This window comes from Bradyrhizobium aeschynomenes, from assembly GCF_013178945.1.
Lineage (GTDB): Bacteria > Pseudomonadota > Alphaproteobacteria > Rhizobiales > Xanthobacteraceae > Bradyrhizobium > Bradyrhizobium aeschynomenes.
This window is the reverse complement of record NZ_JABFDM010000001.1, coordinates 679,492-702,245: the sequence shown is the minus strand read 5'-3', so window position 1 is coordinate 702,245 and position 22,754 is coordinate 679,492. Positions and strand designations below refer to the sequence as shown.

Genomic DNA, 22,754 nt, shown 5'->3' with positions numbered 1-22,754 from the left:
TGATGTTCGTGACGATCATCGGTCGCGCCGAAATCTCCACCGTCATGCCCGGGCTTGACCCGCCTGCGCGGCCGAAGCCGCTTCGGCGCGGCGAAGGCCCGGGCATCCACGTCTCACCTTCCATACAGAACGACGTGGATGGCCGGGACAAGCCCGGCCATGACGAAGACAACTGCGAGTTTGCCTCATGAACTACGGCATCGCGTTCACGCCTCTGGTTCCGACGGTCGTGCTGTGGCTCGCGATCGGCGCCATCGTCGTCATCGCCGCGCTGCTGTTGCTCGGCCGCTCGCGCTCGGCCTGGATCCGCGTCACCGCGCTGGCGCTGATCGCGCTCGCGCTCGCCAACCCTCAATTCACCCGCGAGGACCGCGAGCCGCTCAGCTCCGTCGCGGCCGTCGTCGTCGACAAGAGCCCGAGCCAGAATTTCGGTGACCGCAACAAGCAGACCCAGGCAGCTCAGGAAGCGCTGGTCGACAGCCTGAAGAAGATCAAGGGTCTCGAGGTGCGCGTCGTCGATGCCGGCCAGGCGGATGGCGAGACCGACGGGACGCATCTGTTCAGCGCGCTCACCTCGGCCCTGTCGGACGTGCCGGTCGACCGCGTCGCCGGTGCGTTCCTGATCACCGACGGCCGCGTGCACGACATTCCCGGCAATGCCGCAGCGCTCGGCTTCCAGGCGCCGCTGCAGTCCTTGATCACTGGTCAGAAGGCCGAGCGCGACCGCCGCGTCGCGATCACCGCAGCGCCACGCTTCGGTATCGTCGGCCAGCCGCAGACAATCAGCTTCCGGCTCGACGATCAGGGCGTCACGGGCGCCAGCGCCAAGGTCGTGATCCGCCGCGACGGCGAGGTCATCAGCGAGCGGACCTTGACGAGCGGCCAGGCCGCCAATGTCGATGTCGACATCAAGCACGAAGGCCAGAACATCGTCGAGATCGAGGCCTCGCCGCTCGACAACGAGCTGACCCTCGTCAATAACCGCGCCGTGGTCTCGATCGACGGCGTGCGCGACAAGCTGAGGGTGCTGCTGGTGTCCGGCGAGCCGCATTCCGGTGAGCGCACCTGGCGCAACCTCCTGAAGTCGGACGCCTCGATCGACCTCGTCCACTTCACCATCCTCAGGCCGCCGGAGAAGCAGGACGGCACGCCGATCAACGAGCTGTCGCTGATCGCGTTTCCGACCCGCGAGCTGTTCCAGCAGAAGATCAACGAATTCCAGCTGATCATCTTCGATCGCTATGCCCGCCAGGGCGTGCTGCCGATCGCCTATTTCGACAACATCGCGCGCTACGTCAGGAATGGCGGCGCGGTGCTGGTCTCGGCCGGACCGGACTACGCGTCGAACACGAGCATCTGGCGCACGCCGCTCGACTCGGTGCTGCCCGCGGAGCCGGTCGGCGTCACCGAGAAGCCGTTCTATGCGCATCTGTCGGATGCCGGCAAACGCCATCCGGTGACGCGCGGGCTGGAAGGCTCAGGCTCCGAGCCGCCGCGCTGGAGCCGTTTCTTCCGCACCGTCGAGACGCGCAACGCGGTCAGCCCGCCGGTCATGACCGGCGCCGACGGCAAGCCGCTCCTGCTGCTGTCGCGCTTCGGCGCCGGCCGCGTTGCGCTCTTGCTGTCCGACCACATCTGGCTGTGGGCCCGCGGCTATGAGGGCGGCGGCCCGCATCTCGATCTCCTGCGACGGATGTCGCATTGGCTGATGCAGCAGCCGGATCTCGACGAAGAGGCGCTGCGGCTGCAGATGCAGGGCAAGGATCTCGCCGTCATCCGCCAGACCATGGGCGACACCGTCCCGCCGGTGACCGTCACCTCGCCCTCGGGCCAGACACGCGAGCTCACGCTCGCCCAGGGCGATCCCGGCGAGTGGCGGGCAACCCTGCCCGCCAGCGAGCTCGGACTGTGGCAAGCGACGGACGGCACCTTGAAAGCGCTGATCAATGTCGGCCCGACCAATCCGAAGGAGTTTTCCGAGGTCACCTCGACGACCGAGACCTTGAAACCGCTGGCGCAGGCGACCGGCGGCGACGCCCGCCGCATCGCCGACGGCTCCGGCATCGACATGCCACGCATCGTCCCCGTCAGATCATCGACCCTGTTCAGCGGCGACGGCTGGATGGGGGTACGGATGCGCGATGCCAGCGTGGTCAAGGGCGTCGGGGTGCTGCCGATGTTCGCCGGCGTGATTGGCCTCCTGCTGCTGCTCGGCGCGCTCGCCGCGACCTGGGTGCGCGAGGGACGCTGAGCAAGGCGACGATCGCGCGCCGCCACGGCGCGCGACGTGGCGAGAAGGGCACAGCAACGGGGAATCAAATCGCCGCCGCAGTGCATCGATTGACAGCTATGAACCGCTCCTGCGATGTTACATTGTAACAACGGCTGAGACGATCAGCCGAACGGGGTGGCCGATTCACATGAGCCATTGCTGGCCATGAGCTGGTTTCGCGCGAACATCAAGGATGGATCGCGGCTGGCGCTGATTGCGCTGGTGCTGCAGTTTGCGCTCGCCTTCGGCCACGTTCATTGGCTCTCCGCGCAGGCCATCGACGGCGGTTCGATCACGACCGCGCAGGCCCATACCGGCTCCTCTCCAGCAAGCCAGGACCCGGACCAGCAGCCTGCCGACGGCTGCGCCATCTGTGCCGTCATCGCGATGGCGCAATCGATCCTGCTGTCGCCGGCGCCGTCGCTGCCCTCGCCGCACGCGGTGGCCTTCCGCCCGACAGCTCCCGTCGCCGCGTCGCTCAGCCGCGTCGCCATCACGACCGCGTTCCAACCGCGCGCACCTCCTTCCGCCTGATCTGAACCGCTCGAAAGCTGCCCGCTGCGCTCGGCGCATGCGGACAGCCTACAGGAATAGGTCCGTCGAGACCGACGGCAGGCGCATCCCACCCACGAGGGCTATGGGACGCCTGATCAGGAATCAGGAATTGGGTCATGTTGCCGAGAGCTTTGATGTCGGGCTGCAGCGTCGCAGCCATGTTGTGCGTTGTTGGCGCGCCTGCGCGCGCTGATGATCCCAAGCCTGCCGCGGAGCTGCCTGAGGTCACCGTCACGGCGCCGAGCCCGATCCGTGCCCGCAAGCCGGCCGTGCCGCGTCCCAATCCCGGCGCGCGCGTAGCCCGCAGCGGCACACGCGCACCGGCACCTGCGCAACAAGCGCAGGCCGCGCCACCTCCGCCGCTGCAAGGCGTGACTCCCATCATCACCGATCAGTTCGCCACCGTCACCGTGGTGCCGAACGAGGAACTCCGCCGCTCCGGCGCCGCGACGCTCGGCGATCTGCTGAATTCCAAGCCGGGCATCACCGGATCGAGCTTCGCGCCGGGCGCCTCGAGTCGGCCGATTATCCGCGGGCTCGACGTCAATCGCGTCGGCATCGTCGAGAACGGCATCGGCGGCGGCGGCGCCTCGGATCTCGGCGAGGACCATTTCGTCCCGATCGACCCGCTGACCAGTGACCAGATCGAGGTCGTCCGCGGCCCGGCCGCGCTGCGCTACGGCTCGACCTCGATCGGCGGCGTCGTCAGCGCCACCAACAACCGTATCCCCCAGGCCTTGCCGACCTGCTCGACCGCGCCGTTCCAGACCTACGGCCTGCCGGCCAGCGCGCCGGCCGCAGGCAGTGCGCCTTGTGTCACTGCGGAGACGCGCACCTCGTTCAGTTCGGTCGATCGCGGCGTCGAGGGCGGCGTCCTCCTCGATGCCGGCGGCGGCAACTTTGCGCTTCATGCCGATGCCTATGGCCGCAAGACCGGGGACTATTCCATTCCCGGCTATCCCTACCTCTTCGATCAGACTCGCCCGGTGAACGGCCGACAGCCGAACTCGGCCGTTCAGAACGAGGGCGCCTCGATCGGCGGCAGCTACTTCTTCTCCGGCGGCTTCATCGGCGCTGCGATCACCCAGACCAACGCGCTCTACCACATCCCGGGCATCGAGGGCTCCGATAGCCGCACGCGGATCGATGCGCACCAGACCAAGTTCACGGCCAAGGGCGAGTACCGACCGGACTCCGCAGCCATCGACGCGATCAGATTCTGGGCTGGCGCGACAGATTATCGGCACAACGAGATCGGCCTTGCCGATCCTGCGGACCCCACCACCGATGGCATCCGCCAGACCTTCACCAACCGGGAGCAGGAAATTCGCGTCGAGATGCAGATGATGCCGGTCAATCTGCGCTTTGCGACGCTGACCACGGCCTATGGCATTCAGGCCGGCCATCAGGAGCTGAACGCGCCAAGCCCCGACAATCCCGGCTCGGTGTTCAACGGTCTGTTCGGGCCCAACACCAACAACCGCGTCGCCGGCTACGTCTTCAACGAGCTCGCCTTCTCACCCTCGACCAAAGCGCAGATCGCCGGCCGCGTCGAGCATGTGTCGCTGAACGGCTCGACGCCGAACTTCCCGGTCGACTATCTGCCGGACGGCACGCCGCAGGCCAACATCGCCCGCAATCCGGAGTACACGCCGAAGAGCGCGAGCGTCGGCCTGCTGCAGAATCTGCCCGGCGATCTCGTCGCCAGCGTCACCGCGCAATATGTCGAGCGCGCCCCGAAGGCGGCCGAGCTGTTCTCGCGCGGCGGCCATGACGCGACGGCCACCTTCGATATCGGCAATCCGAACCTGACGATCGAGACCGCCAGGACTGTCGAGGCCGGCCTGCGCAAGGCGACCGGCCCCTTCCGATTCGAGGCCACCGCCTACTACACGCAGTTCAGCAATTTCATCTACCGCAGGCTGACCGGCGTGATGTGCGACGACGACTTCGCGTCCTGCGGCACGACCGGCACTGAGCTGAACCAGGCGGTCTACTCGCAGCGCAACGCGCTGTTCCGCGGCTTCGAGTTCCAGAGCCAGTACGATGTCGCCCAGCTCGGCAGCGGCATCTGGGGCATCGAGAACCAGTTCGACGTGGTCCGCGCCACCTTCCCCGACGGCACCAACGTGCCGCGGATTCCGCCGATGCGCGTCGGCGGCGGGCTGTTCTGGCGCGATGCCAACTGGCTGACCCGCATCAACCTGCTGCATGCGTTCGCACAGAACGACATCGCCCCCATCGCGGAGACGCCGACACCGGGCTACAATCTGCTGAAGGCGGAGGTCAGCTACCGCACCAAGCTCAACCCGAACATGTTCGGCGCGCGCGAGATGCTGGTCGGCATGGTCGGCAACAACCTCTTGAACGAGAAGATCCGCAACTCCGTGTCCTACACCAAGGACGAGGTGCTGCTGCCCGGCATCGGCGTGAGGATTTTTGCGAACTTGAAGTTCTGAGCAACGGCGGCGGAGGGGGGAGCCGCCTTTCCCCCTCCGCGTCATTGCGAGAAGCGAAGCGACGAAGCAATCCAGAGTCGTGTACGGGACTCTGGATTGCTTCGCTCGCTCGCAATGACGGGAAGACCGAGACTATCGCGCGTAATCCCAATCCGGCCGAATCTCACCCGAGACGCCGTCGAACGCGCCCTCGACCAGCTCGTTCACCAGCAGCCGGTTGTAGTCGACCGGGCCCGGCATCGTCGCCCGTCCCTTCGGCACCGGCTTGAAGCCGACCCGCGTGTAATAGTCGGCATCGCCGACCAGCAGGATGAAGCGGTGGCCTTGCGCCTTCGCATCCTCGATCGAACGCTCCATCAGCATGCGGCCGATACCGTGCTTGCGGAACGGCGGCTCGACCGTCAGCGGCCCGAGCATCAGCGCCTTGGTGTCGCCGACGCAGATCGGCAACTGCCGCACCGACCCGACCAGCAAGGTGCCGATATGGGCCGTGAACGACAGTTCGAGCAAATGGTCGACATGCTCGCGCAGCCGATAGGCGCTCAGCACGAAGCGGCCGGGGCCGAAGGTGCGCTCATGCAGCCGTTCGATCGCCTGCGCATCGCCCGGCTTCTCGGCTGAAATCGTAATGGACAGGTCACTCATGTGGGGTGGCGAGATAGCATCCCGGGGCGGCGTGGTCCATGGCGTGCGCCGCCGGTTCGACAGCATTCGCCCGTTCCGTGTCTCATGCCGAATTTCTGAGCACTCACGCGACATGACCTAAGATTGTGCTGAGATGTCAAGTTTCGCCGGCCGGCATCCATTAACCTGCGCCCAGTCATGAGCGTTGCGGCCGCCATCGTGGCCAAGGAGCGCTCTGACGCAGCACGAGCGGCAGGTCGAAGATGACGGGTGGATTCCGGTCGCGCCATCGCGGCGAAACGCATGTGTTCGATGATCTCGGAGCGCTGCTGGCCTGCGCCTCGCCACGCCGGTCCGGCGATGAGCTGGCTGGCGTTGCAGCCGACAGCGCCGCGCGGCGGGTGGCGGCGCGGATGGCGCTGGCCGACGTGCCGCTGCGGCGATTTCTCAATGACCCGCTGATTCCCTATGAGAGCGACGAGGTCACCCGCCTCATCCTCGACAGCCACGATGCCGCCGCATTCGCGTCCATCGCCACGCTGACGGTCGGCGAGCTGCGCGAATGGCTGATGTCCTGGGAGGCGGATGCCGGCCGGCTGGCCGCGCTCGCGCCGGGCCTGACGCCGGAGATGGTGGCCGCGGTGTCGAAACTCTGCGGCAATGGCGACCTGATCGCCATCGCCGCGAAGTGCCGGGTGGTGACGCGATTCCGCTCCACCATCGGGCTTGAGGGGCGGCTGTCGTCGCGGCTGCAGCCCAACGATCCGACCGACGATCCGCTGGCGATCGCGGCCGGCACGCTGGACGGCCTTTTGTTTGGCATGGGTGACGCCGTCATCGGCATCAACCCTGCCACCGACAATGTCGACGCCTGCATCCGCCTGCTGACGATGCTCGACGAGCTCCGGCTCAAATTCGAGGTGCCGACGCAATCCTGCGTGCTGAGCCACGTCACGACCTCGATCCAGGCCATCGAACGCGGCGCCCCGCTCGATCTGGTCTTCCAGTCGATCGCCGGAACCGAAGCCGCGAATGCCGGCTTCGGCGTGACGCTGGCGCTGCTGGCCGAGGCGCAGGAAGCGGCCCTGTCGCTGAAGCGCGGCGCGATCGGCAGCAACGTGATGTATTTCGAGACCGGCCAGGGCGCCGCACTGTCGGCGGACGCGCATCACGGCCTGGACCAGCAAACCGTCGAGGCCCGCGCCTATGCGGTCGCACGCGCGTTCTCGCCGCTGCTGGTCAACACCGTCGTCGGCTTCATCGGCCCGGAATATCTCTACGACGCGAAGGAGATCATCCGCGCAGGCCTCGAGGATCATTTCTGCGCCAAGCTGCTCGGCGTGCCGATGGGCTGCGACGTCTGCTACACCAACCATGCCGAGGCCGACCAGGACGACATGGATGATCTGGCGCTACTGCTCGCGGTTGCCAACGTCAATTTCCTGATCGCGGTGCCCGGCGCCGACGACATCATGCTCAACTATCAGAGCCTGTCGCATCACGACGTGATGCGGCTGCGGCATCTGCTCGGCCGCCGCCCGGCGCCGGAGTTCGAGGCCTGGCTGGCGCGCATGGGCCTGCTCGACGACAGCGGCCGCGTGCCGCCGCTGCCGGGCAGCGCACCGGCCGTCGCCCGGCTGATCGGCCATGGAGCGCGCGCATGAGGGACGATGCGTTCGAGATGCTGCGCCGGATGACGCGCGCCCGCGTGGCGCTCGGGCGTTCCGGCGACGGGCTGCCCACCGCCGCGAAGCTCGAATTCCAGATGGCGCATGCGCTGGCGCGCGATGCCGTGTGGGGCAAGGTCAATTTCGACGGCATCGCCGACGCCCTGGCGCCGCGCGAGGTGATCAAGGTCGCGAGCGCCGCACCGGATCGCGCCAGCTATCTCCGCCGGCCCGACCTCGGCCGCCGCCTTGCTGCGGGCGAAGCGTCGAAGTTGCGGCCGGGTCCGTTCGATCTCGTCTTCATCATTGCCGACGGGCTGTCGGCGGATGCGGTCGAAAGCCATGCGGCCGACGTCGTGATCGCCACCGAGGCGCAGCTGTCCGGCCTGACGATCGGTCCGGTCGTGCTCGCCTCCGAGGCGCGCGTGGCGCTGGGCGATGATGTCGGTGCCGCCATGGGAGCCCGGCTGGTCGCAGTCCTCATTGGCGAGCGACCGGGGCTGTCGGCGGCCGACTCGCTCGGCGTCTATCTCTCATTCAAACCGGCGGCGGGCCTGCGTGACAGCGCCCGCAACTGCATTTCCAACATTCACGGCCACGGACTATCGACAGAGCGCGCCGCCGACAAGCTGGCGTGGCTGGTGCGCGAAGCACTGCGGATCGGCGTCACCGGCATCGGCCTCAAGGAAGCGGCCCCGGATGCCGCGCTCCCGACGACGGCACAACCATCATCAATCACCCATCACAAACCGACAGGAGCGCGTGGACATGAGTGACGAGACCAAACCGACGCTTTCGAAGAGCCTGACCGGACTCCACCTCTGGGGCATCGCGGTCGGGCTGGTGATCTCCGGCGAGTATTTCGGCTGGAGCTATGGCTGGGACAAGGCCGGCACGCTCGGCTTCCTCGTCACCACGATCTTCATCGCGGTGATGTACACGACCTTCATCTTCTCCTTCACCGAGCTGACCACCGCGATCCCGCATGCCGGCGGTCCGTTCGCCTATTCCTACCGCGCCTTCGGGCCGCTCGGCGGCTTCGTCGCCGGCTTCGCGACCTTGATCGAATTCGTGTTCGCGCCGCCCGCCATTGCGCTGGCGATCGGCGCCTATCTCAACGTCCAGTTTCCTGGGCTGTCACCGAAGGCCGCCGCGCTCGGTGCCTATCTGGTGTTCATGGCGCTCAATATCGCCGGCGTTTCCATCGCCGCAACCTTCGAGCTGTTCGTGACGATCCTGGCGATCGCCGAGCTGCTGGTGTTCATGGGCGTGGTGTCCCCCGGCTTCTCCTTCGCCAACTTCGCCGCCAATGGCTGGGCCGGCGAGAATTCATTCTCGATGACGAGCCTCGGCGGCATCATCGCGGCCATTCCCTTCGCGATCTGGTTCTTCCTGGCGATCGAAGGCGCGGCCATGGCTGCGGAGGAGACCAAAAATCCGACGAAGACCATTCCGCTCGCCTACATCGCCGGCATCCTCACCCTCGTCGTGCTCGCCTTCGGCACCATGATCATGGCGGGCGGCGTCGGCGACTGGAGCAAGCTCGCCAACATCAACGATCCCCTGCCGCAGGCGATGAAGATCGTGGTCGGCGAGAATTCCGGTTGGCTGCACATGCTGGTGTGGATCGGCCTGTTCGGCCTGATCGCCTCGTTCCACGGCATCATCATGGGCTATTCGCGGCAGATCTTCGCGCTGTCGCGCGCCGGCTTTCTACCGGCCAAGCTCGCGACGCTGCATTCGACCTGCCGTACGCCGCACTGGGCGATCATCGCCGGCGGCGTGATCGGCATCGCCGCGATCTTCTCCGACGAGCTGATCCAGTTCGCCGGGCAGACGCTCACCGCGAACATCGTCACCATGAGCGTGTTCGGCGCGCTCGTGATGTACATCATGAGCATGGCCGCGCTTTTCCGCCTGCGTGCGACCGAGCCCCATCTGGTCCGGCCGTTCAAGGCGCCGCTCTACCCGGTGCTTCCGGCCGTGGCGCTGGTGTGCGCGACGCTGTCGCTGCTCACGATGATTTGGTTCAACCTGCAGGTTTTCGCGGCCTTCCTGGTGCTGTTCGCCGCCGGCCTGCTGCTCTATCGTCTGACGGCGGGCAAGCGCAGCAATGCGGCAAATGACAATCTGCTCGACATCGCCTTGACCGAGGCCCGCGCCCTGGCCGACTGATCGGCCAGGCGCGCGCGGCATCAGATCGCGACAAGCCCTCCGCGGCTCCCCACGCGGAGGGCTCGAGTGACTGCTTCGGCAGGCACGTGACTTGCATAACTACGAGGTGTCAACCGACGGCTTACGTCCTCAAAGGCGAGGATTCATGGCACAGCCTCTTGCAGCCGAACGCGAGCCTCCGCGGGATCGCAGCCGCAACATTCTGGCCGCCGCCGCGACCGGCGTTGCCGAGTTCATCGCCGAGACGGGAGGCCGCCCGGAAGCCGTGTTCGAGCGCGTTGGCATCGATGCCGACTGCCTCGGCCAGACCCGCCACGCGCTCGACCTCGCCGACTACGTGGCGATGATGGAGGACGCGGCGCAGGAGACCGGCAATGACAATTTCGGCCTGTGGTTCGGCCAGGCTTACCGGCCGCAGATGCTCGGCCTGATCGGCGAGATTGCGCTGGCAGCTCCCACCCTCGGCTCGGCGATCGAGCACCTCGCGCTGTGGTTTCCCTGGCATCAGCAGGCCACCGAGACCCGCCTCACGCGCCGTGACGGCTTTCTCCGGCTCGAATATCGCATCCTCGACGGCTCGATCGTCGATCGTCGGCAGGACGCCGAGCTGACCATGGGCATGTTCGCGAACGTGTTCCGCGCCTGCCTGCCGGCGGGCTGGGCCCCTGACATGGTGCTGTTCGAGCACGCCCGGCCTACTGCCTGGCGCGATCATGAGGCCGCGTTCGATGCGGAGACCGGATGGTCGCAAAGCACCAACGCGCTGGTGTTTCGCGATCGCGGCCTGGATCGTGCGATGCCGCAGGCCGATCTGTCACGTCTGCAACGGCTGACGACCGATCTCGCCGGTGTCGCCGGCTCCTGCGGCACGCCGGCGTTCCTCGACCTGGTCCGCGGCGAGATCAGGCGAAGGCTGGCTGCCGGCGCGCTGCATCTCGAGGAGGTCGCCGAGGCGCTGTCGACGACGCCCTGGACCCTGCAGCGCCGTCTGGCCGAGTTCGGCGCCACCTTCTCCGATCTGGTCGAGGCGACGCGGCTCGATCTCGCCCGCCACTATCTGCGCCAGGCGCATCTGCCGCTCGGCGATGTCGCCTTCCTGCTCGGCTATTCCGAGGCCTCGGCGTTCTCCCGCGCTTTCGCGCGCTGGGCCGGCTGCAGCCCGCGGCAGTGGCGCCAACAGTCTCGGCAGGCGCCACGCAGCTGACGCATGTCGTCAGCTCGCCGGCATCGTCTTCTCGACCAGCCGCACCCAATAGGACGCGCCGTGGCCGAGAACGTTGTCGTTGAAGCGATAGGCCGGGTGATGGCAATCCATGCCGTCGCCCATGCCGAGGAAGACGAAGGCGCCGGGACGGGCCTGCAGCATGAAGGCGAAATCCTCCGCGCCCATCAGCGGCGGCGCGTTGTCGACGACGCGCTCGACTCCCACGACATCGCGGGCGACATCGGCGGCGATGCCGGTCTCCCGCGCATGGTTCATCGTGATCGGATAAAGCCGCGTGTATTTCGTCGTGGCCGCGCCACCATAGGTGCGGGCGATGCCGTCGGCGACCTCGGCGATGCGGCGCTCGACGAGGTCCTGCACGTCGGGATCGAGCGTGCGCACGGTGCCCTTCAGCTCGACCGTCTCGGGAATCACGTTCATCGCCTTGCCGGCCTCGACCATGCAGATCGAGATCACGGCCGATTTGACCGGGTCGACGTTGCGCGAGACGATCGACTGCAGCGCGGTGATGATATGCGCGGCGATCAGCACGCTGTCGACCGCCTTGTGCACGCCGGCGCCGGCATGGCCGCCCTTGCCGTGCACGGTGATCTCGAGCTGATCGGACGAGGCCAGCATCGGGCCCGGCCGCAGCGCGAACACGCCTTCGGGCACGCCGGGCGCGTTGTGCAAGCCGTAGACCTCCTGGATACCCCAGCGGGTCATCAAGCCGTCATCGACCATCGCCTTGCCGCCGGCGCCGCCCTCCTCGGCCGGCTGGAAGATCACGATCGCGGTGCCGTCGAAATTGCGCGTCTCAGCAAGATGCTTGGCGGCGCCGAGCAGCATGGCGGTGTGGCCGTCATGGCCGCAGGCATGCATCAGGCCGGGCGTCTTCGAGGCGTAAGGCACGCCCGACGCCTCCTCGATCGGCAGCGCGTCCATGTCGGCGCGCAGGCCGATGGTGCGGCCGGACGACGTGTTGCGGCCGCGGATGACGCCGACCACGCCGGTGCGCCCGACGCCGGTCACGACCTCGTCGCAGCCGAATTCGCGCAGCCGATCGGCGACGATGCCGGCGGTGCGATGCACCTCGTACATCAGCTCCGGATGTTCATGGAAATCATGGCGCCAGGCCGCCATGTCGTCGGTGAGCGCGGCGATGCTGTTCAGGATGGGCATGGAGACGAGGTTCTCGTTGACGTGGACCAGCCCGGACCATGGCCGGAACGGCCGGCGGACACAAGTTTCGGTCCCGCGATGCCTCCCTTGCAATCCCGCCGTCAGCCTCCCACCGGTGATTGTGACAAATAGGCCAGCAGCTTCATCTCGCGCCGCCCTCGCGTGACGGTGTCGAGCACCAGCCCTGATGACGCCGACAGCAGCGCCATGATCATCAGGCCCATCGACAGCACTGCGGTCGGCAGCCGCGGCACCAGCCCGGTCTCGATGTAGGTGACGAGGATCGGGATGGCGAAGCCGATCGAGATGAGCGCGAGGAAGATGCCGATCGCGGTGAAGAAGCGCAGCGGCTTCTCCGAGCGGTACAACTTGAGGATGGTGTTGAGAATGCGGAAGCCGTCGCGCCAGGTGTTGAGCTTGGACACGGACCCCTCCGGCCGCGCGTAATACGGCGTCGCGATCTCCGCCACCGGCAGTGCCAGCTCCAGCGCGTGCACGGTGAGCTCGGTCTCGATCTCGAAACCGTCGGACAGCACGGGGAAGGACTTCACGAAGCGGCGCGAGAACACGCGGTAGCCCGACAGGATGTCCTTGAAGGCCTGACCGAACACTTCGGCGAGGAAGCTCGTCAGCATCCAATTGCCGGTGCGATGGCCCATCCGGTAGGCGGCCTGCTCCTGGTCGACCCGCAGCCCCACCACCATGTCGAGACGTTCGCTGACGAGCCGCTCGATCATGCCGGGCGCGCTCGGCGCATCATAGGTCGCATCGCCGTCGACCAGCACGTAGATGTCGGCATCGATATCGGCAAACATGCGCCGGACGACGTGACCCTTGCCCTGCCGCCGCTCGCCGCGGACCTCGGCACCGGCGGCGCGGGCGACCTCGACCGTCCGATCCTTCGAATTGTTGTCGTAGACATAGACGACAGCCGTCGGCAGCGCCTGCTTGAAGTCGCGGACCACGGTCGCGACCGCCGCCTCCTCATTGTAGCAGGGCACCAGCACGGCGATCCGCATCGATGGTGAACTCATTGACCCGTCTCCCATGGCCGGGAGATTGCCCGCATTCGGTGCAGAATCTCATAATGAGCGGGCCGCCACGGGCTGTTCGGGCCGCCAGGTGGGAATGACCTTAACGCCGTCCAGCACCTCGCGCAGGCGGGCCAGCGTGCCCAATGTGATGCCTTCCGGCAGCGCATCGCGCGCGAAAAAGCCGGTCTCGACGATCTCGTGGTTCGGCTCCGGCGGGCGGTCCTGCGTAAACCCCTTGATAACGAAGACGGCGACGTGGTCGCGCGGCGAGACGTGGCTGTTGAGGAAGATGCCGTGCAGTTCCGGCTCGCCTGCGAGCGCGATCCGTCCCTCCTCGAGCAGCTCCCGGCTCAGGGCCTCGATGAAGGTCTCGCCGACCTCGACCCCGCCGCCCGGCAGGTGCCAGCCCGACACATAGCCGTGCCGGACCAGGAACACCCGGTTCTCGGCATCCAGCACCACGCCGCGGACGCCGAGCGTCATGCCGCGGGCGAAGCGCCAATAGAGGTGGAATCCGCGCCGGAGCACCGGCTCGAACCGGATCCGCAACCTGCTGAGCTGTGTTGTCGTCAAATCGCGTCATCCCCGGTTGGTCTTGCGCTCGAAGGCCGGGCTTGCCATGAGAGCGCCAGCATGAGGAATAGCATGACATGACAGCTGAGCGCGCACGCATCCGCCATCGGCGCCGGGACCAGTGATGGCCGCGTTTACGCTTGCCCATCTGTCCGACCCGCATCTCGCCCCGCAATCGCGGCCGCGATTGTCGGAGCTCGCGAGCAAGCGGGCGCTCGGCTATCTCAACTGGACGCGCAACCGCTACAAATATCACCGCCGCGACATTCTCGATCTGCTGATCTCCGATCTGCACACGCAGATGCCGGACCAGATCGCGGTCACCGGCGACCTCGTCAATTTCGCGCTGGAATCGGAGTTTCCGCTCGCCCAGGCCTGGCTCCGGACGGTCGGGCCGCCGGACAAGGTCACCGCGATTCCCGGCAATCACGACGCCTATGTCCGCTCGACCCGGCTGCGCTTCGCCGAGAGCTTCGCCGATTATTTCGGCGGCGACGGCGTCAGCCCGGCGAGCTTCCCGTCGCTGCGCCGGCGCGGGCCGCTGGCGCTGATCAGCCTCTCCTCGGCCGTGCCGTCGGCCCCGTTCATGGCGACGGGCCGGATCGGCAGCGCCCAGCTCGCAGCATTGGAACGACTGCTGGAACCGCTGGCGCGTGAGCAGCTGTTCCGCGTGCTGCTGGTGCATCATCCGCTGCGGTCGGCCAATCGGATGAAGCGGCTCACCGACGCCCGCGACCTCATCGCGCTGCTCGCGCGCCACGGCGTCGAACTGGTCCTGCACGGCCACGATCATGTGCATTCGACCATCTGGATCGACGGGCCGGAGCGCAAGATTCCGGTTGTCGGTGTGCCCTCTGCGTCCTCGCTCGCGCATGGCCACACCCCGGCTGCGGCCTACAACATCTTCGCCATTGCGCCTGAGGGCAATCATTGGCGCTGCGACATGACCGTGCGCGGCGTCAACGATGCGCAGCGCGTGCGCGAGATCCGCCAGATTCGCCTGATCTGATCTTTTTGTTTGCGCATGATCCGATCGGAAAACCGGTCCCCACTTTTCCGGACCATGCGTCAGAAACTGATCGGCTTCAGGCTCTCGTAGAGCGCGTAGCCGAACAGCGACAGCACCCCGAGCACGAAGCCGAGCACGAACGGCCAGACTCGCCCGCGCTTTGGCACCTCGCTGCTCGCCTGAGCCTGGATGCGGGTAACGCTGAAGGCGCGTTCGCGCTCGACCATGCGGCGGGCGACGTAGTCGGTCACCGCCTTCACGATCGCACCGATGTCGTGCGATTCGGCGAGCACGATGCGGCCGTTGCGGGTGTCCTGGACGAAGCGATACTGCCGCTTGTCGCGCCCCATCACGACATGAGCGACGACGTCGATCCACAGCCGCGGCGTCTCGCCCTGGCTGATGCCGCGATCGAACAGATCGATCTGGTTCGGCACTTCGGCGAACAGCGGATCGAGCGCCTCGTTGAGAATCTCGAGCCGCGCCACCTCGGCATCGCGCAGATCGACCACGACGCCCGTTCGGTCTGCGGCCTCGATCCGGGCCTGGCGCAGCGCCTCGCGCAGACGCACGGGACGCGGTTCGGTGCTGCTGTCGGGGGCCTCGGACATCGCTGACGCTTTCACGGTTCGGCCCTGGTTTCGCCAGGATTTCTCCGATTAACCTATCAGTAACCCAGTATTCCGCAAACCCCATTTGCCTTCAAAGGGTTATACGCACGCTGAGATAATCAGCGGCACTCAAATGATGGTTGCAAAACGGACGTGGGCGGCCCCCTCCGGTATGACCCGGCTGAGACCGCCCCGTCCTTGGGCTCTTCCTCGAGCTTTATTCAAATACCCGGCGATGCATTCCCGATCGGCGGTCAGGCCGCCGGCGCGCGCTGCGGCTCCTCGACGATCGAGAAGCGCACGCCGGCCTTGTGGCGGTTCTCCTCGGACACCTCGCGCCAGCAATCCTCGGCCTCCTTGCGCGACTTGAACGGCCCCTTCACCTGGGCCGATCCTTCCACCAGCTTGTGGAAATTCATCGAGCCGAACTCGCCGCCGATCACCCAGAAATTGCTGGTCATGGGACCCTCCTTCAACCGTCACAACTTTGACAGTGCATTGCGATTTGCGTGACCAGAGATAAACGCGAAACCGGCAGCTTCGTATAGAGGCCTTGTTTTCGAATGGTGATGTCATGTAACATCATCACTTGTCATAAATGTCATTTTGTAAATTTTGTCACAAATCCAGGGCCGGTCGGCCTGCGGGAGATCGCCATGCCCGGTGAATCCGGAAAGAAGCTGTTCGTCGGGCCGCGCTTCCGCCGCATCCGCCAGCAGCTGGGCCTGTCGCAAACTCAATTGGCCGAGGGGCTCGGCATCTCGCCGAGCTACGTCAACCTGATCGAGCGCAACCAGCGACCGGTGAGCGCCCAGATCCTGCTGCGGCTGGCAGAGGTCTATGACCTCGATCTGCGCGACCTCGCCACCGCCGACGAGGACCGCTTCTTCGCCGAGCTCAACGAGATCTTCTCCGACCCGCTGTTCCGCCAGATCGAGCTGCCCAAGCAGGAGCTGCGCGACCTCGCCGAGCTCTGCCCAGGGGTCACCCACGCGCTGCAGCGGCTGTACGCGGCTTACGCCGAGGCGCGGCGCGGCGAGACCCTGGTGGCGGCGCAGATGGCAGACCGCAATGCAGGCGGACATTTCGAGGCCAATCCGATCGAGCGGGTGCGCGACCTGATCGAGGCCAACCGGAACTATTTTCCCGAACTCGAGCAGCAGGCCGAGGCCCTGCGCGACGCGCTCGACGTGCCGGCGGAAGGACTCTTTGCCGCGCTCGCCGCACGGCTGCGCGAGAAACATTCGGTGCAGACCCGCGTGATGCCGGTCGACGTGATGCGCGAGACCTTGCGCCGTTACGACCGCCACCGCCGCCAGCTGCTGATCTCCGAACTCGTCGACGGTCCCGGGCGCACCTTCCAGCTCGCATTCCAGCTCGGCATGGCGGAGTGCCTGCCGCAATTCGAGATCATCATCGGCCGCGCCGGCGCGATCGACGACACCTCGCGCCGGCTCTATCGCATGACGCTGGCGAGCTACTTCGCCGCCGCCGTGATGATGCCCTATGCGCCGTTCCTCGCCGCGGCGGAAGCGCTGAGCTACGACATCAACGTGCTCGCGCAGCGCTTCAACACCGGCTTCGAGCAGGTGTGTCACCGCCTCACCACCTTGTCGCGCCCGAACGCGCGCGGCGTTCCGTTCTTCATGCTGCGCGTCGACAGCGCCGGCAACGTCTCCAAGCGCTTCTCCTCGGGCACCTTCCCGTTCTCGAAGTTCGGCGGCACCTGTCCGCTGTGGAACGTCCATTCGACCTTCGACACCCCCGACCGCCTGCTGAAGCAGATCATCGAACTGCCGGACGGCTCGCGCTATTTCTCGATCGCCCAGATGGTCCGGCGCCCGGTCGCGCCGCACCCGATGCCGCAGCCGCGCTTTGCGATCGGCCTGGGCTGCGAGATCCGTCACGCCTCGCGCCTCGTCTATGCCGCCGGCATGGACCTGGAGACGGCCGAAGGCACGCCCATCGGCGTCAACTGCCGGCTCTGCGAGCGCGAAAACTGCGCCCAGCGCGCCGAGCCGCCGATCACGCGCACGCTGATCCTGGACGAGACCACGCGCCGCGTCAGCTCGTTCGCGTTCAGCAATGCAAGGGAGCTGTGAGACGCCCACGCTCTCCTCCGTCATTCCGGGGCGCGCGCAGCGCGAGCCCGCAATCCATTTCACGACACAGGCCGCGGCCCGATGGATTCCGGGGGCGCGCTACGCGCGCCCCGGAATGACAGCGAGTGTGTTGCACCGCCCTCTCCACGTCATTGCGAGAACACCGCGCCGACGAAGAGACGCGCGGTGCGGAGACTTATGACGCGCAGAGACTTGGTGCGGAGACCATGCAGCCACTTTCTCGCGGCGCATCTGCACCCGAGCTTTGCTATCAGCTCGCCCTCTTCGAACAGAGGGCGCAGGGAAGACCGGGAGCCCGCCGCCCCCATGGCCCCCGTGCGAAAGAAATGCACGGGGCAGGAACCACAGGTTCGGCTGGAACATCCCGGCCTTCCCTGCGCGATGGTCTTAACGTCTGCTCCGCGCTCTCCCCGGGGACCGGCTTGATTGCCCCCGTCGCCCGCGCGACACGTCAGGTCGGCAACGAGCTTGGCGCCAGCTTCGGGGCACCAGGACCACACGGCTTGAACGTCCGCGAATTGCCATTCGTCTTGCGCAACTGCGCCTGACAGACCCGCGGCCACCGCTCCCCGCCTCTCCGTATCGTGACGACGCGTACGTCCCTCTGCATGAGGCGGGATGCAGGAAGGAAAGCACGATTTCCGTAAAAGCGAAACAAGGAAATATTTGCAGCGGCATCTGGACAGAGGTGATCGCGCTGAGGACGCTACGGAATTCTCGCTTTCGGTGCAGTCACCGATGCGGTGTCGCGGGGCCGGGCCGTTGGCGGCTCAGCGGTGCACTTGATCCTCGCGCTTCCACTGAGTCGCCCGTCGGGTCGCCTGCTGCTCGCAAGCGGCGGACGCCTCGAAGGATGGCGCGGACGAACCTTACGACCTGATCCGCTGGCCCCTCGTCCTCGTTTCGTCGTAGGTACCAACCTGACGGACCACCGCCATGACCGAGAGGCCAACATCGAGGAGACGCCGCATGCTGGTCTGGTCGATTGGCCTCGTCGTGCTCGCCCTGGCCGGTGCCGCCATCGCCGCAGGGCCGATCATGAGCCGGGTCGAACATCCGAGATATGACGTGGTGAAGCGCGACGGTGCATTCGAGATCCGCGCCTATGCGCCGATGATCATCGCGCAGGCCGAGGTGCAAGGTGCACGCAAGCCGGCGATCGAAGAAGGCTTTCGCATCATCGGCGGCTACATCTTCGGCGCCAACCAGGGCAAGGCCAAGATCGCGATGACCGCGCCGGTGCAGCAACAGGCGACAGTGCTGACACCGGCAGGCAATGAGACCGGAAGCGATCGCTGGAGCGTCAGCTTCGTCATGCCGTCGAGCTGGACGCTGGATACGCTGCCGCCGCCCGCAGACGGCAGGATCAAGCTCACCCCCGTGCCGGCCCAGCGTATGGTCGCGCTCACCTTCTCGGGCTCGTATTCCGACGGAATTCTCGCCGACAAGACCCGCGAGCTGCGCGACTACGCGCAGCGCCAGGGACTGACCGTCACCGGCGCGCCCCTGCTCGCGTTCTACAACCCACCCTGGACTCTGCCGATGCTGCGCCGGAACGAGGTGATGCTGGCGTGTGATTGCTAGCTTCTCCCGGTCGCCTCTCATCTTGGCAGCGTGCTAGGCCACTGATCTCTCCCTAAGTTACCACGGCACGCTTCTCAGTCGTCATGCCGCCATGCCCGGGCTTGTCCCGCCCAAGTCAGATGCCATCGCCTCCTCACCCCTCGACGATCGCGACCGCGCGCGTCCATCCGGCTGAGGCGCGCTCGATCTTTACCGGGAAGCACGAGACCGTGAATCCCGTCGACGGCAACTGCTCCAGATTGTGCAGCTTCTCCAGATGGCAATAGCCGATATGGCGGCCGGCCTTGTGGCCTTCCCAGATCAAGGCCGCGTCGTGGGTCTCGGCATATTTCTGCGCGGTGAACACGAACGGCGCGTCCCAGCTCCAGCCGTCGGTGCCCGTCAGGCGCACGCCGCGTTCCAGGAGATACATCGTCGCCTCATAGCCCATGCCGCAGCCGGAATTGACGTAGTTGGCCTGGCCGAAGCGCGCGCCGGCGGAGGTATTGACGACGACGATCTCGAGCGGCGACAGCGTGTGGCCGATGCGCTTCAGCTCCGCCTCGACGTCCTTGGCGGTCACGACATAGCCGTCGGGAAAATGCCGGAAGTCGAGCTTCACGCCGGGCTGCAGGCACCATTCCAGCGGCACCTCGTCGATGGTCCAGGCGCGCTCGCCGCGGTTCATCGTCGGATGAAAGTGCCAGGGCGCGTCGAGATGCGTGCCGTTATGCGTCGACAGATTGACCTGCTCGACCGCCCAGCCCTGCCCGTCCGGCAGATCCTCGGCCTTCAGCCCGTCGAAGAACTGCAACATGCGCGGCAGCCCCTGCTGATGATCGATGTACTGGATGGTCGGATGTGCGCCGGGCGGATCGGCCGGCACGTCGTTCTGCAGCGGTACCGAAATGTCGATCAGCTTGCGGGCCATGGGCGGTCCTCTCGGTTTGTCGTTTTCGTTGTTGTGATCGCCGGCAGGATCAAACGTCCTGCCGCTCGACCTTGTTCTTCAGGATGCCGATCTTCTCGACCTCGAGCTCGATCACGTCGCCATGCTCGAGATACCAGCCGAGCTCAAGGCCGCAGCCATTGCCGACGGTGCCGGAGCCGATGAACTCGCCCGGCATCAAGGTCTCGTCCTTGCTGATATAGGCGATCAGCTCCTCGAACGGGAACAGCATGCCCTCGCTGACGCCGCGCGAGCGGACCTCGCCATTGACGCGCGCCTCCATCTTCAGCCGATAGGGATCGCCGATCTCGTCGGGCGTCACGATCCAGGGACCCATGACATTGCCGCCGTCGAAGCTCTTGCCCTTGGACGGGCCGAGGCGGCCGTCCATCTCGATGCGCTGGGTGTCGCGCGCGGAGAAGTCGTTGAAGATGGTGAAGCCGAAGATGTGGTCGCGCGCCGTTGCCGCCGGAATGTCCTTGCCCCGCCCCTTGGTGATGATGCCGAACTCCAGCTCGTAATCCATCACCTTGCTGTAGCGCGGCCATTTCACGACCGTGTTGGGGCCGCGCACGCTGAAGCGGTTGGTGATGTAGAAGATCGGGACCTTGCGGTAGACCTCGGGCAAGTCGCCGAGCGGCTCGGCATCGATGCGCGCGAGCTCGTCGGTATCGCCGCGCTGGCGTGCTGCAAGCTTCCGCTGCCCCCGCGGCGCCTGCAGGATGTGGAGCGGAAACGACATGCCGTCGCGCATCTGCCGCGGCTCCGGCACCGGGGCGAGCAGCTCCGTACCGGCGACGTCGCGCGACAGGTCCGCATCACTTCCGAACCTCTCGAACAGCGCCCGCGCGGCGTCGAGCCCCGCCTCGCCGGCATCGATCAGCGATAGCATCGAGGCGAAGGCCGGATTGGCCCGGCCGGCACGATCAGCCGCCCCGGCGAGGTCGAAAAGCCTGGAATCGCCGGCGTGCACGATGCCGATCCGCTCGCCGCCCTCGGCTCGAAATGTCGCAAGCTTCACGCCGTCCTCCCCTTGTGTTCTGTCTGAAAATATACAAACATACAAAATATCGATAAACAAGAGGCGTCCGCGACTGGACGCCCAGGGAGGGGTCAACGATGCGTCATCGGCTCATGGATGCTGTTGTCGGCGCGGTGCTGACGTTTGCGCTGACATCCACGGCGGCTCAGGCCGAGAAGATCCAGATCGGCTGCACCGCGACCTCCGACTGCGCCTCGGCGATGATTGCGGTCGACGAGGGCCTCTTCAAGAAGCACGGCCTCGACGCCGAGATGGTGCTGATCGGGATCAACTCGAACATTCCCGCCGCCATCCTCTCCAACTCGATCCAGATCGGCGGGCCGACCTCGACGGTGTTCCTGCAGGCGGCCGACGGCGGGCTCGACCTCGTCGCGGTCTCCGGCGCCTCGATCATGAACAAGATCTCGAACGATGCCATCGCCGCCTTCGTGCGCAATGGTGTCACCATCACCAGCCCGCAGGACTTCAAGGGCAAGAAGGTCGGCGCGCCCGGCATCGGCGCCTTCCTGCACGTGCTGTTCGTGAAATGGTTGGTCGAGAAGGGCGTCGACCCCAAAAGCGTGAACTTCGTCGAGGTGACGTTCCCGACCATGGCCGACACCATCAAATCCGGCGGCGTCGACGCGGTGCTGACCGCCGAGCCGTTCGTGATGCGCATGACGAACGCCAATCTCGGCACCGTCGGCGCACGTTATGCCGCCGAGCTCGCGCGTACCGAGCCGATCATCTTCTATGCGGCGTCGCGCGAATGGGCGGAAAAGAATCCCGAGACGGTGAAGAAATTCCGCGCGGCCATCACCGAGGCGGCCCCGATCGTCAACAACGATCGCGAGAAGGCCTCGGCAGCGATCGCCAAGTTCACCAAGCAGCCGCTCGACCTGGTCAAGCTGACAACGCCGAACCGCGCGGAGCCGGTGCTGAAGCCGGAGCAGCTCGCCTGGTGGATCGACGTCATGGCGGCGCAGAAGATGCTACAGAGCAAGCTCGACCTCAAGAAGCTGATCCTCAACTGATGACGGCACCGACCCCGATTCTGCAGACCGAGACGACGAGCGGCGACACGCTGAGCGAGCGCGCCGCCGCGCTGATCGAGCGCGACATCGTCGCGGGCACGCTCGCCCCCGGCTCGCGGCTCGGCATCGTCGAGCTCGCCAAGCGCTACGAGATCGGGCCGACGCCGCTGCGCGAGGGGCTGTCGCGGCTGGTGTCGCGCGGCCTGATCAACAGCATCGGCCAGCGCGGCTTTCGTGTCGCCGAGGTCAGTCGCGACGATCTCGTCGACATCACGCGGATGCGCACCGTGGTGGAGAAGGAGGCGCTGCGGCTCGCGATGCAGAACGGCAGCGATGCCTGGGAGGCCCGCATCATCGCCGCGCTGCATCAGATGCGTCGTTACATCCAGCGCATGCAGAACGAGTTTCGCGAGGGCGCGCCGGAGTTCGACCGGCTGCACAAGGCGTTCCATACCGCCTTGCTGGAGGCCTGCGGATCACGCCGCCTGCTCGCCGCGCATTCCGATCTCTACGACCAGGCCTATCGCTATCGCCGCGTCATGATGCGCAGCTTCGACGACGGCAGCGGCTTCATCGGGGAGCACGAGGCGCTGGCGGAGCTGGTACTCGCGCGCGACGCCGCAGCCGCCCAGGCGCGGCTCGAGTCGCATCTGCGCTCGACGATCAACATCGTCTATCCGCAATCGAAGGGAGCCTGAG

The 22,754-nt window shown here is 66.3% G+C and carries 21 protein-coding genes; 13 read left to right on the top strand and 8 right to left on the bottom strand.

Translation table 11 applies throughout. From position 1 onward, the window contains the following. The first annotated feature begins 2 nt into the window (after window positions 1-2). The 4 genes from HL666_RS03140 to HL666_RS03125 all read left to right on the top strand — a co-directional run bounded on the left by HL666_RS03140 (window position 3) and on the right by HL666_RS03125 (window position 5,286). Window positions 3-191: a hypothetical protein gene (locus tag HL666_RS03140; RefSeq protein WP_172179246.1), complete on the top strand. Its 189-nt coding sequence runs from the start codon at window positions 3-5 to the stop codon at window positions 189-191. Continuing rightward, window positions 188-2,251, top strand: coding sequence for a hypothetical protein (locus tag HL666_RS03135; RefSeq protein WP_172110860.1), 2,064 nt, complete (start codon window positions 188-190; stop codon window positions 2,249-2,251). The genes HL666_RS03140 and HL666_RS03135 overlap by 4 nt, the downstream gene beginning before the upstream one ends. Window positions 2,252-2,437: 186 nt before the next feature. Then, window positions 2,438-2,806 (top strand): DUF2946 domain-containing protein, encoded by a 369-nt coding sequence (locus HL666_RS03130; RefSeq protein WP_172131810.1) that lies wholly within the window; start codon window positions 2,438-2,440, stop codon window positions 2,804-2,806. A 155-nt stretch (window positions 2,807-2,961) separates the two neighbouring features. Next, complete coding sequence (locus HL666_RS03125) at window positions 2,962-5,286, top strand: TonB-dependent receptor (RefSeq protein ID WP_172180193.1); 2,325 nt, start codon at window positions 2,962-2,964, stop codon at window positions 5,284-5,286. A gap of 132 nt (window positions 5,287-5,418) precedes the next feature. Here HL666_RS03125 and HL666_RS03120 read toward each other — a convergent pair whose 3' ends face one another. Further along, on the bottom strand, window positions 5,419-5,931 hold the full coding sequence (locus HL666_RS03120) for a GNAT family N-acetyltransferase (RefSeq protein ID WP_172179836.1): 513 nt from the start codon (window positions 5,929-5,931) through the stop codon (window positions 5,419-5,421). A gap of 242 nt (window positions 5,932-6,173) precedes the next feature. Between HL666_RS03120 and HL666_RS03115 the strand changes: the two genes are divergently transcribed. The 4 genes from HL666_RS03115 (at window position 6,174) to qhpR (ending at window position 10,956) form a co-directional block, all read left to right on the top strand. Then, window positions 6,174-7,574, top strand: coding sequence for an ethanolamine ammonia-lyase subunit EutB (locus HL666_RS03115; protein WP_172131809.1), 1,401 nt, complete (start codon window positions 6,174-6,176; stop codon window positions 7,572-7,574). After that, window positions 7,571-8,353: an ethanolamine ammonia-lyase subunit EutC gene (gene eutC, locus HL666_RS03110; RefSeq protein ID WP_172179834.1), complete on the top strand. Its 783-nt coding sequence runs from the start codon at window positions 7,571-7,573 to the stop codon at window positions 8,351-8,353. The genes HL666_RS03115 and eutC overlap by 4 nt, the downstream gene beginning before the upstream one ends. Further along, window positions 8,346-9,752 (top strand): ethanolamine permease, encoded by a 1,407-nt coding sequence (gene eat, locus HL666_RS03105; RefSeq protein WP_172131808.1) that lies wholly within the window; start codon window positions 8,346-8,348, stop codon window positions 9,750-9,752. Before eutC ends, eat begins: the two co-directional genes overlap by 8 nt. Before the next feature lie 145 nt (window positions 9,753-9,897). Beyond that, window positions 9,898-10,956 carry an AraC-like transcriptional regulator QhpR gene (gene qhpR, locus HL666_RS03100; protein WP_172131807.1) on the top strand — a complete coding sequence of 353 codons (1,059 nt, stop codon included), beginning with the start codon at window positions 9,898-9,900 and terminating at the stop codon, window positions 10,954-10,956. A 9-nt stretch (window positions 10,957-10,965) separates the two neighbouring features. Here the strand turns inward: qhpR and HL666_RS03095 are convergent, their stop codons facing one another. The 3 genes from HL666_RS03095 to HL666_RS03085 form a co-directional block, all read right to left on the bottom strand. After that, a complete protein-coding gene (locus HL666_RS03095; RefSeq protein ID WP_172179832.1) occupies window positions 10,966-12,138 on the bottom strand; it encodes a M20 aminoacylase family protein in 1,173 nt (390 codons plus the stop codon). Between the two features lie 101 nt (window positions 12,139-12,239). Then, complete coding sequence (locus tag HL666_RS03090; protein WP_172110869.1) at window positions 12,240-13,172, bottom strand: glycosyltransferase family 2 protein; 933 nt, start codon at window positions 13,170-13,172, stop codon at window positions 12,240-12,242. Window positions 13,173-13,220: 48 nt separating this feature from the next. Continuing rightward, window positions 13,221-13,745, bottom strand: a complete 525-nt coding sequence (locus HL666_RS03085; RefSeq protein ID WP_210261698.1) for an NUDIX domain-containing protein — start codon at window positions 13,743-13,745, stop codon at window positions 13,221-13,223. A 124-nt stretch (window positions 13,746-13,869) separates the two neighbouring features. On the opposite strand from HL666_RS03085, the gene HL666_RS03080 reads away from it, so the two are divergent. Beyond that, complete coding sequence (locus tag HL666_RS03080; RefSeq protein WP_172179830.1) at window positions 13,870-14,754, top strand: metallophosphoesterase family protein; 885 nt, start codon at window positions 13,870-13,872, stop codon at window positions 14,752-14,754. 59 nt (window positions 14,755-14,813) lie between these two features. On the opposite strand, the gene HL666_RS03075 is transcribed toward HL666_RS03080, so the two are convergent. Next, complete coding sequence (locus HL666_RS03075; RefSeq protein WP_172131804.1) at window positions 14,814-15,365, bottom strand: hypothetical protein; 552 nt, start codon at window positions 15,363-15,365, stop codon at window positions 14,814-14,816. A gap of 254 nt (window positions 15,366-15,619) precedes the next feature. After that, complete coding sequence (locus HL666_RS03070; protein ID WP_006612464.1) at window positions 15,620-15,826, bottom strand: DUF4170 domain-containing protein; 207 nt, start codon at window positions 15,824-15,826, stop codon at window positions 15,620-15,622. 195 nt (window positions 15,827-16,021) lie between these two features. On the opposite strand from HL666_RS03070, the gene HL666_RS03065 reads away from it, so the two are divergent. Continuing rightward, window positions 16,022-17,467, top strand: a complete 1,446-nt coding sequence (locus HL666_RS03065) for a helix-turn-helix domain-containing protein (protein ID WP_172179828.1) — start codon at window positions 16,022-16,024, stop codon at window positions 17,465-17,467. A gap of 990 nt (window positions 17,468-18,457) precedes the next feature. Continuing rightward, window positions 18,458-19,072, top strand: coding sequence for an SOUL family heme-binding protein (locus HL666_RS03060; RefSeq protein WP_172179826.1), 615 nt, complete (start codon window positions 18,458-18,460; stop codon window positions 19,070-19,072). A gap of 133 nt (window positions 19,073-19,205) precedes the next feature. Here HL666_RS03060 and HL666_RS03055 read toward each other — a convergent pair whose 3' ends face one another. Both HL666_RS03055 and HL666_RS03050 read right to left on the bottom strand, forming a co-directional pair. Continuing rightward, window positions 19,206-19,982, bottom strand: a complete 777-nt coding sequence (locus HL666_RS03055; RefSeq protein ID WP_172110874.1) for a cyclase family protein — start codon at window positions 19,980-19,982, stop codon at window positions 19,206-19,208. Between the two features lie 49 nt (window positions 19,983-20,031). After that, window positions 20,032-21,021, bottom strand: coding sequence for a fumarylacetoacetate hydrolase family protein (locus HL666_RS03050; protein ID WP_172131801.1), 990 nt, complete (start codon window positions 21,019-21,021; stop codon window positions 20,032-20,034). A gap of 98 nt (window positions 21,022-21,119) precedes the next feature. Here HL666_RS03050 and HL666_RS03045 point away from each other — a divergent pair, with 98 nt between their 5' ends. After that, entirely contained in the window at window positions 21,120-22,055 is a 936-nt protein-coding gene (locus HL666_RS03045; RefSeq protein WP_172179824.1) for an ABC transporter substrate-binding protein, read from the top strand. Next, entirely contained in the window at window positions 22,055-22,753 is a 699-nt protein-coding gene (locus tag HL666_RS03040) for a GntR family transcriptional regulator (RefSeq protein ID WP_172179822.1), read from the top strand. Before HL666_RS03045 ends, HL666_RS03040 begins: the two co-directional genes overlap by 1 nt. The last annotated feature ends 1 nt before the right edge of the window (window position 22,754 follow it).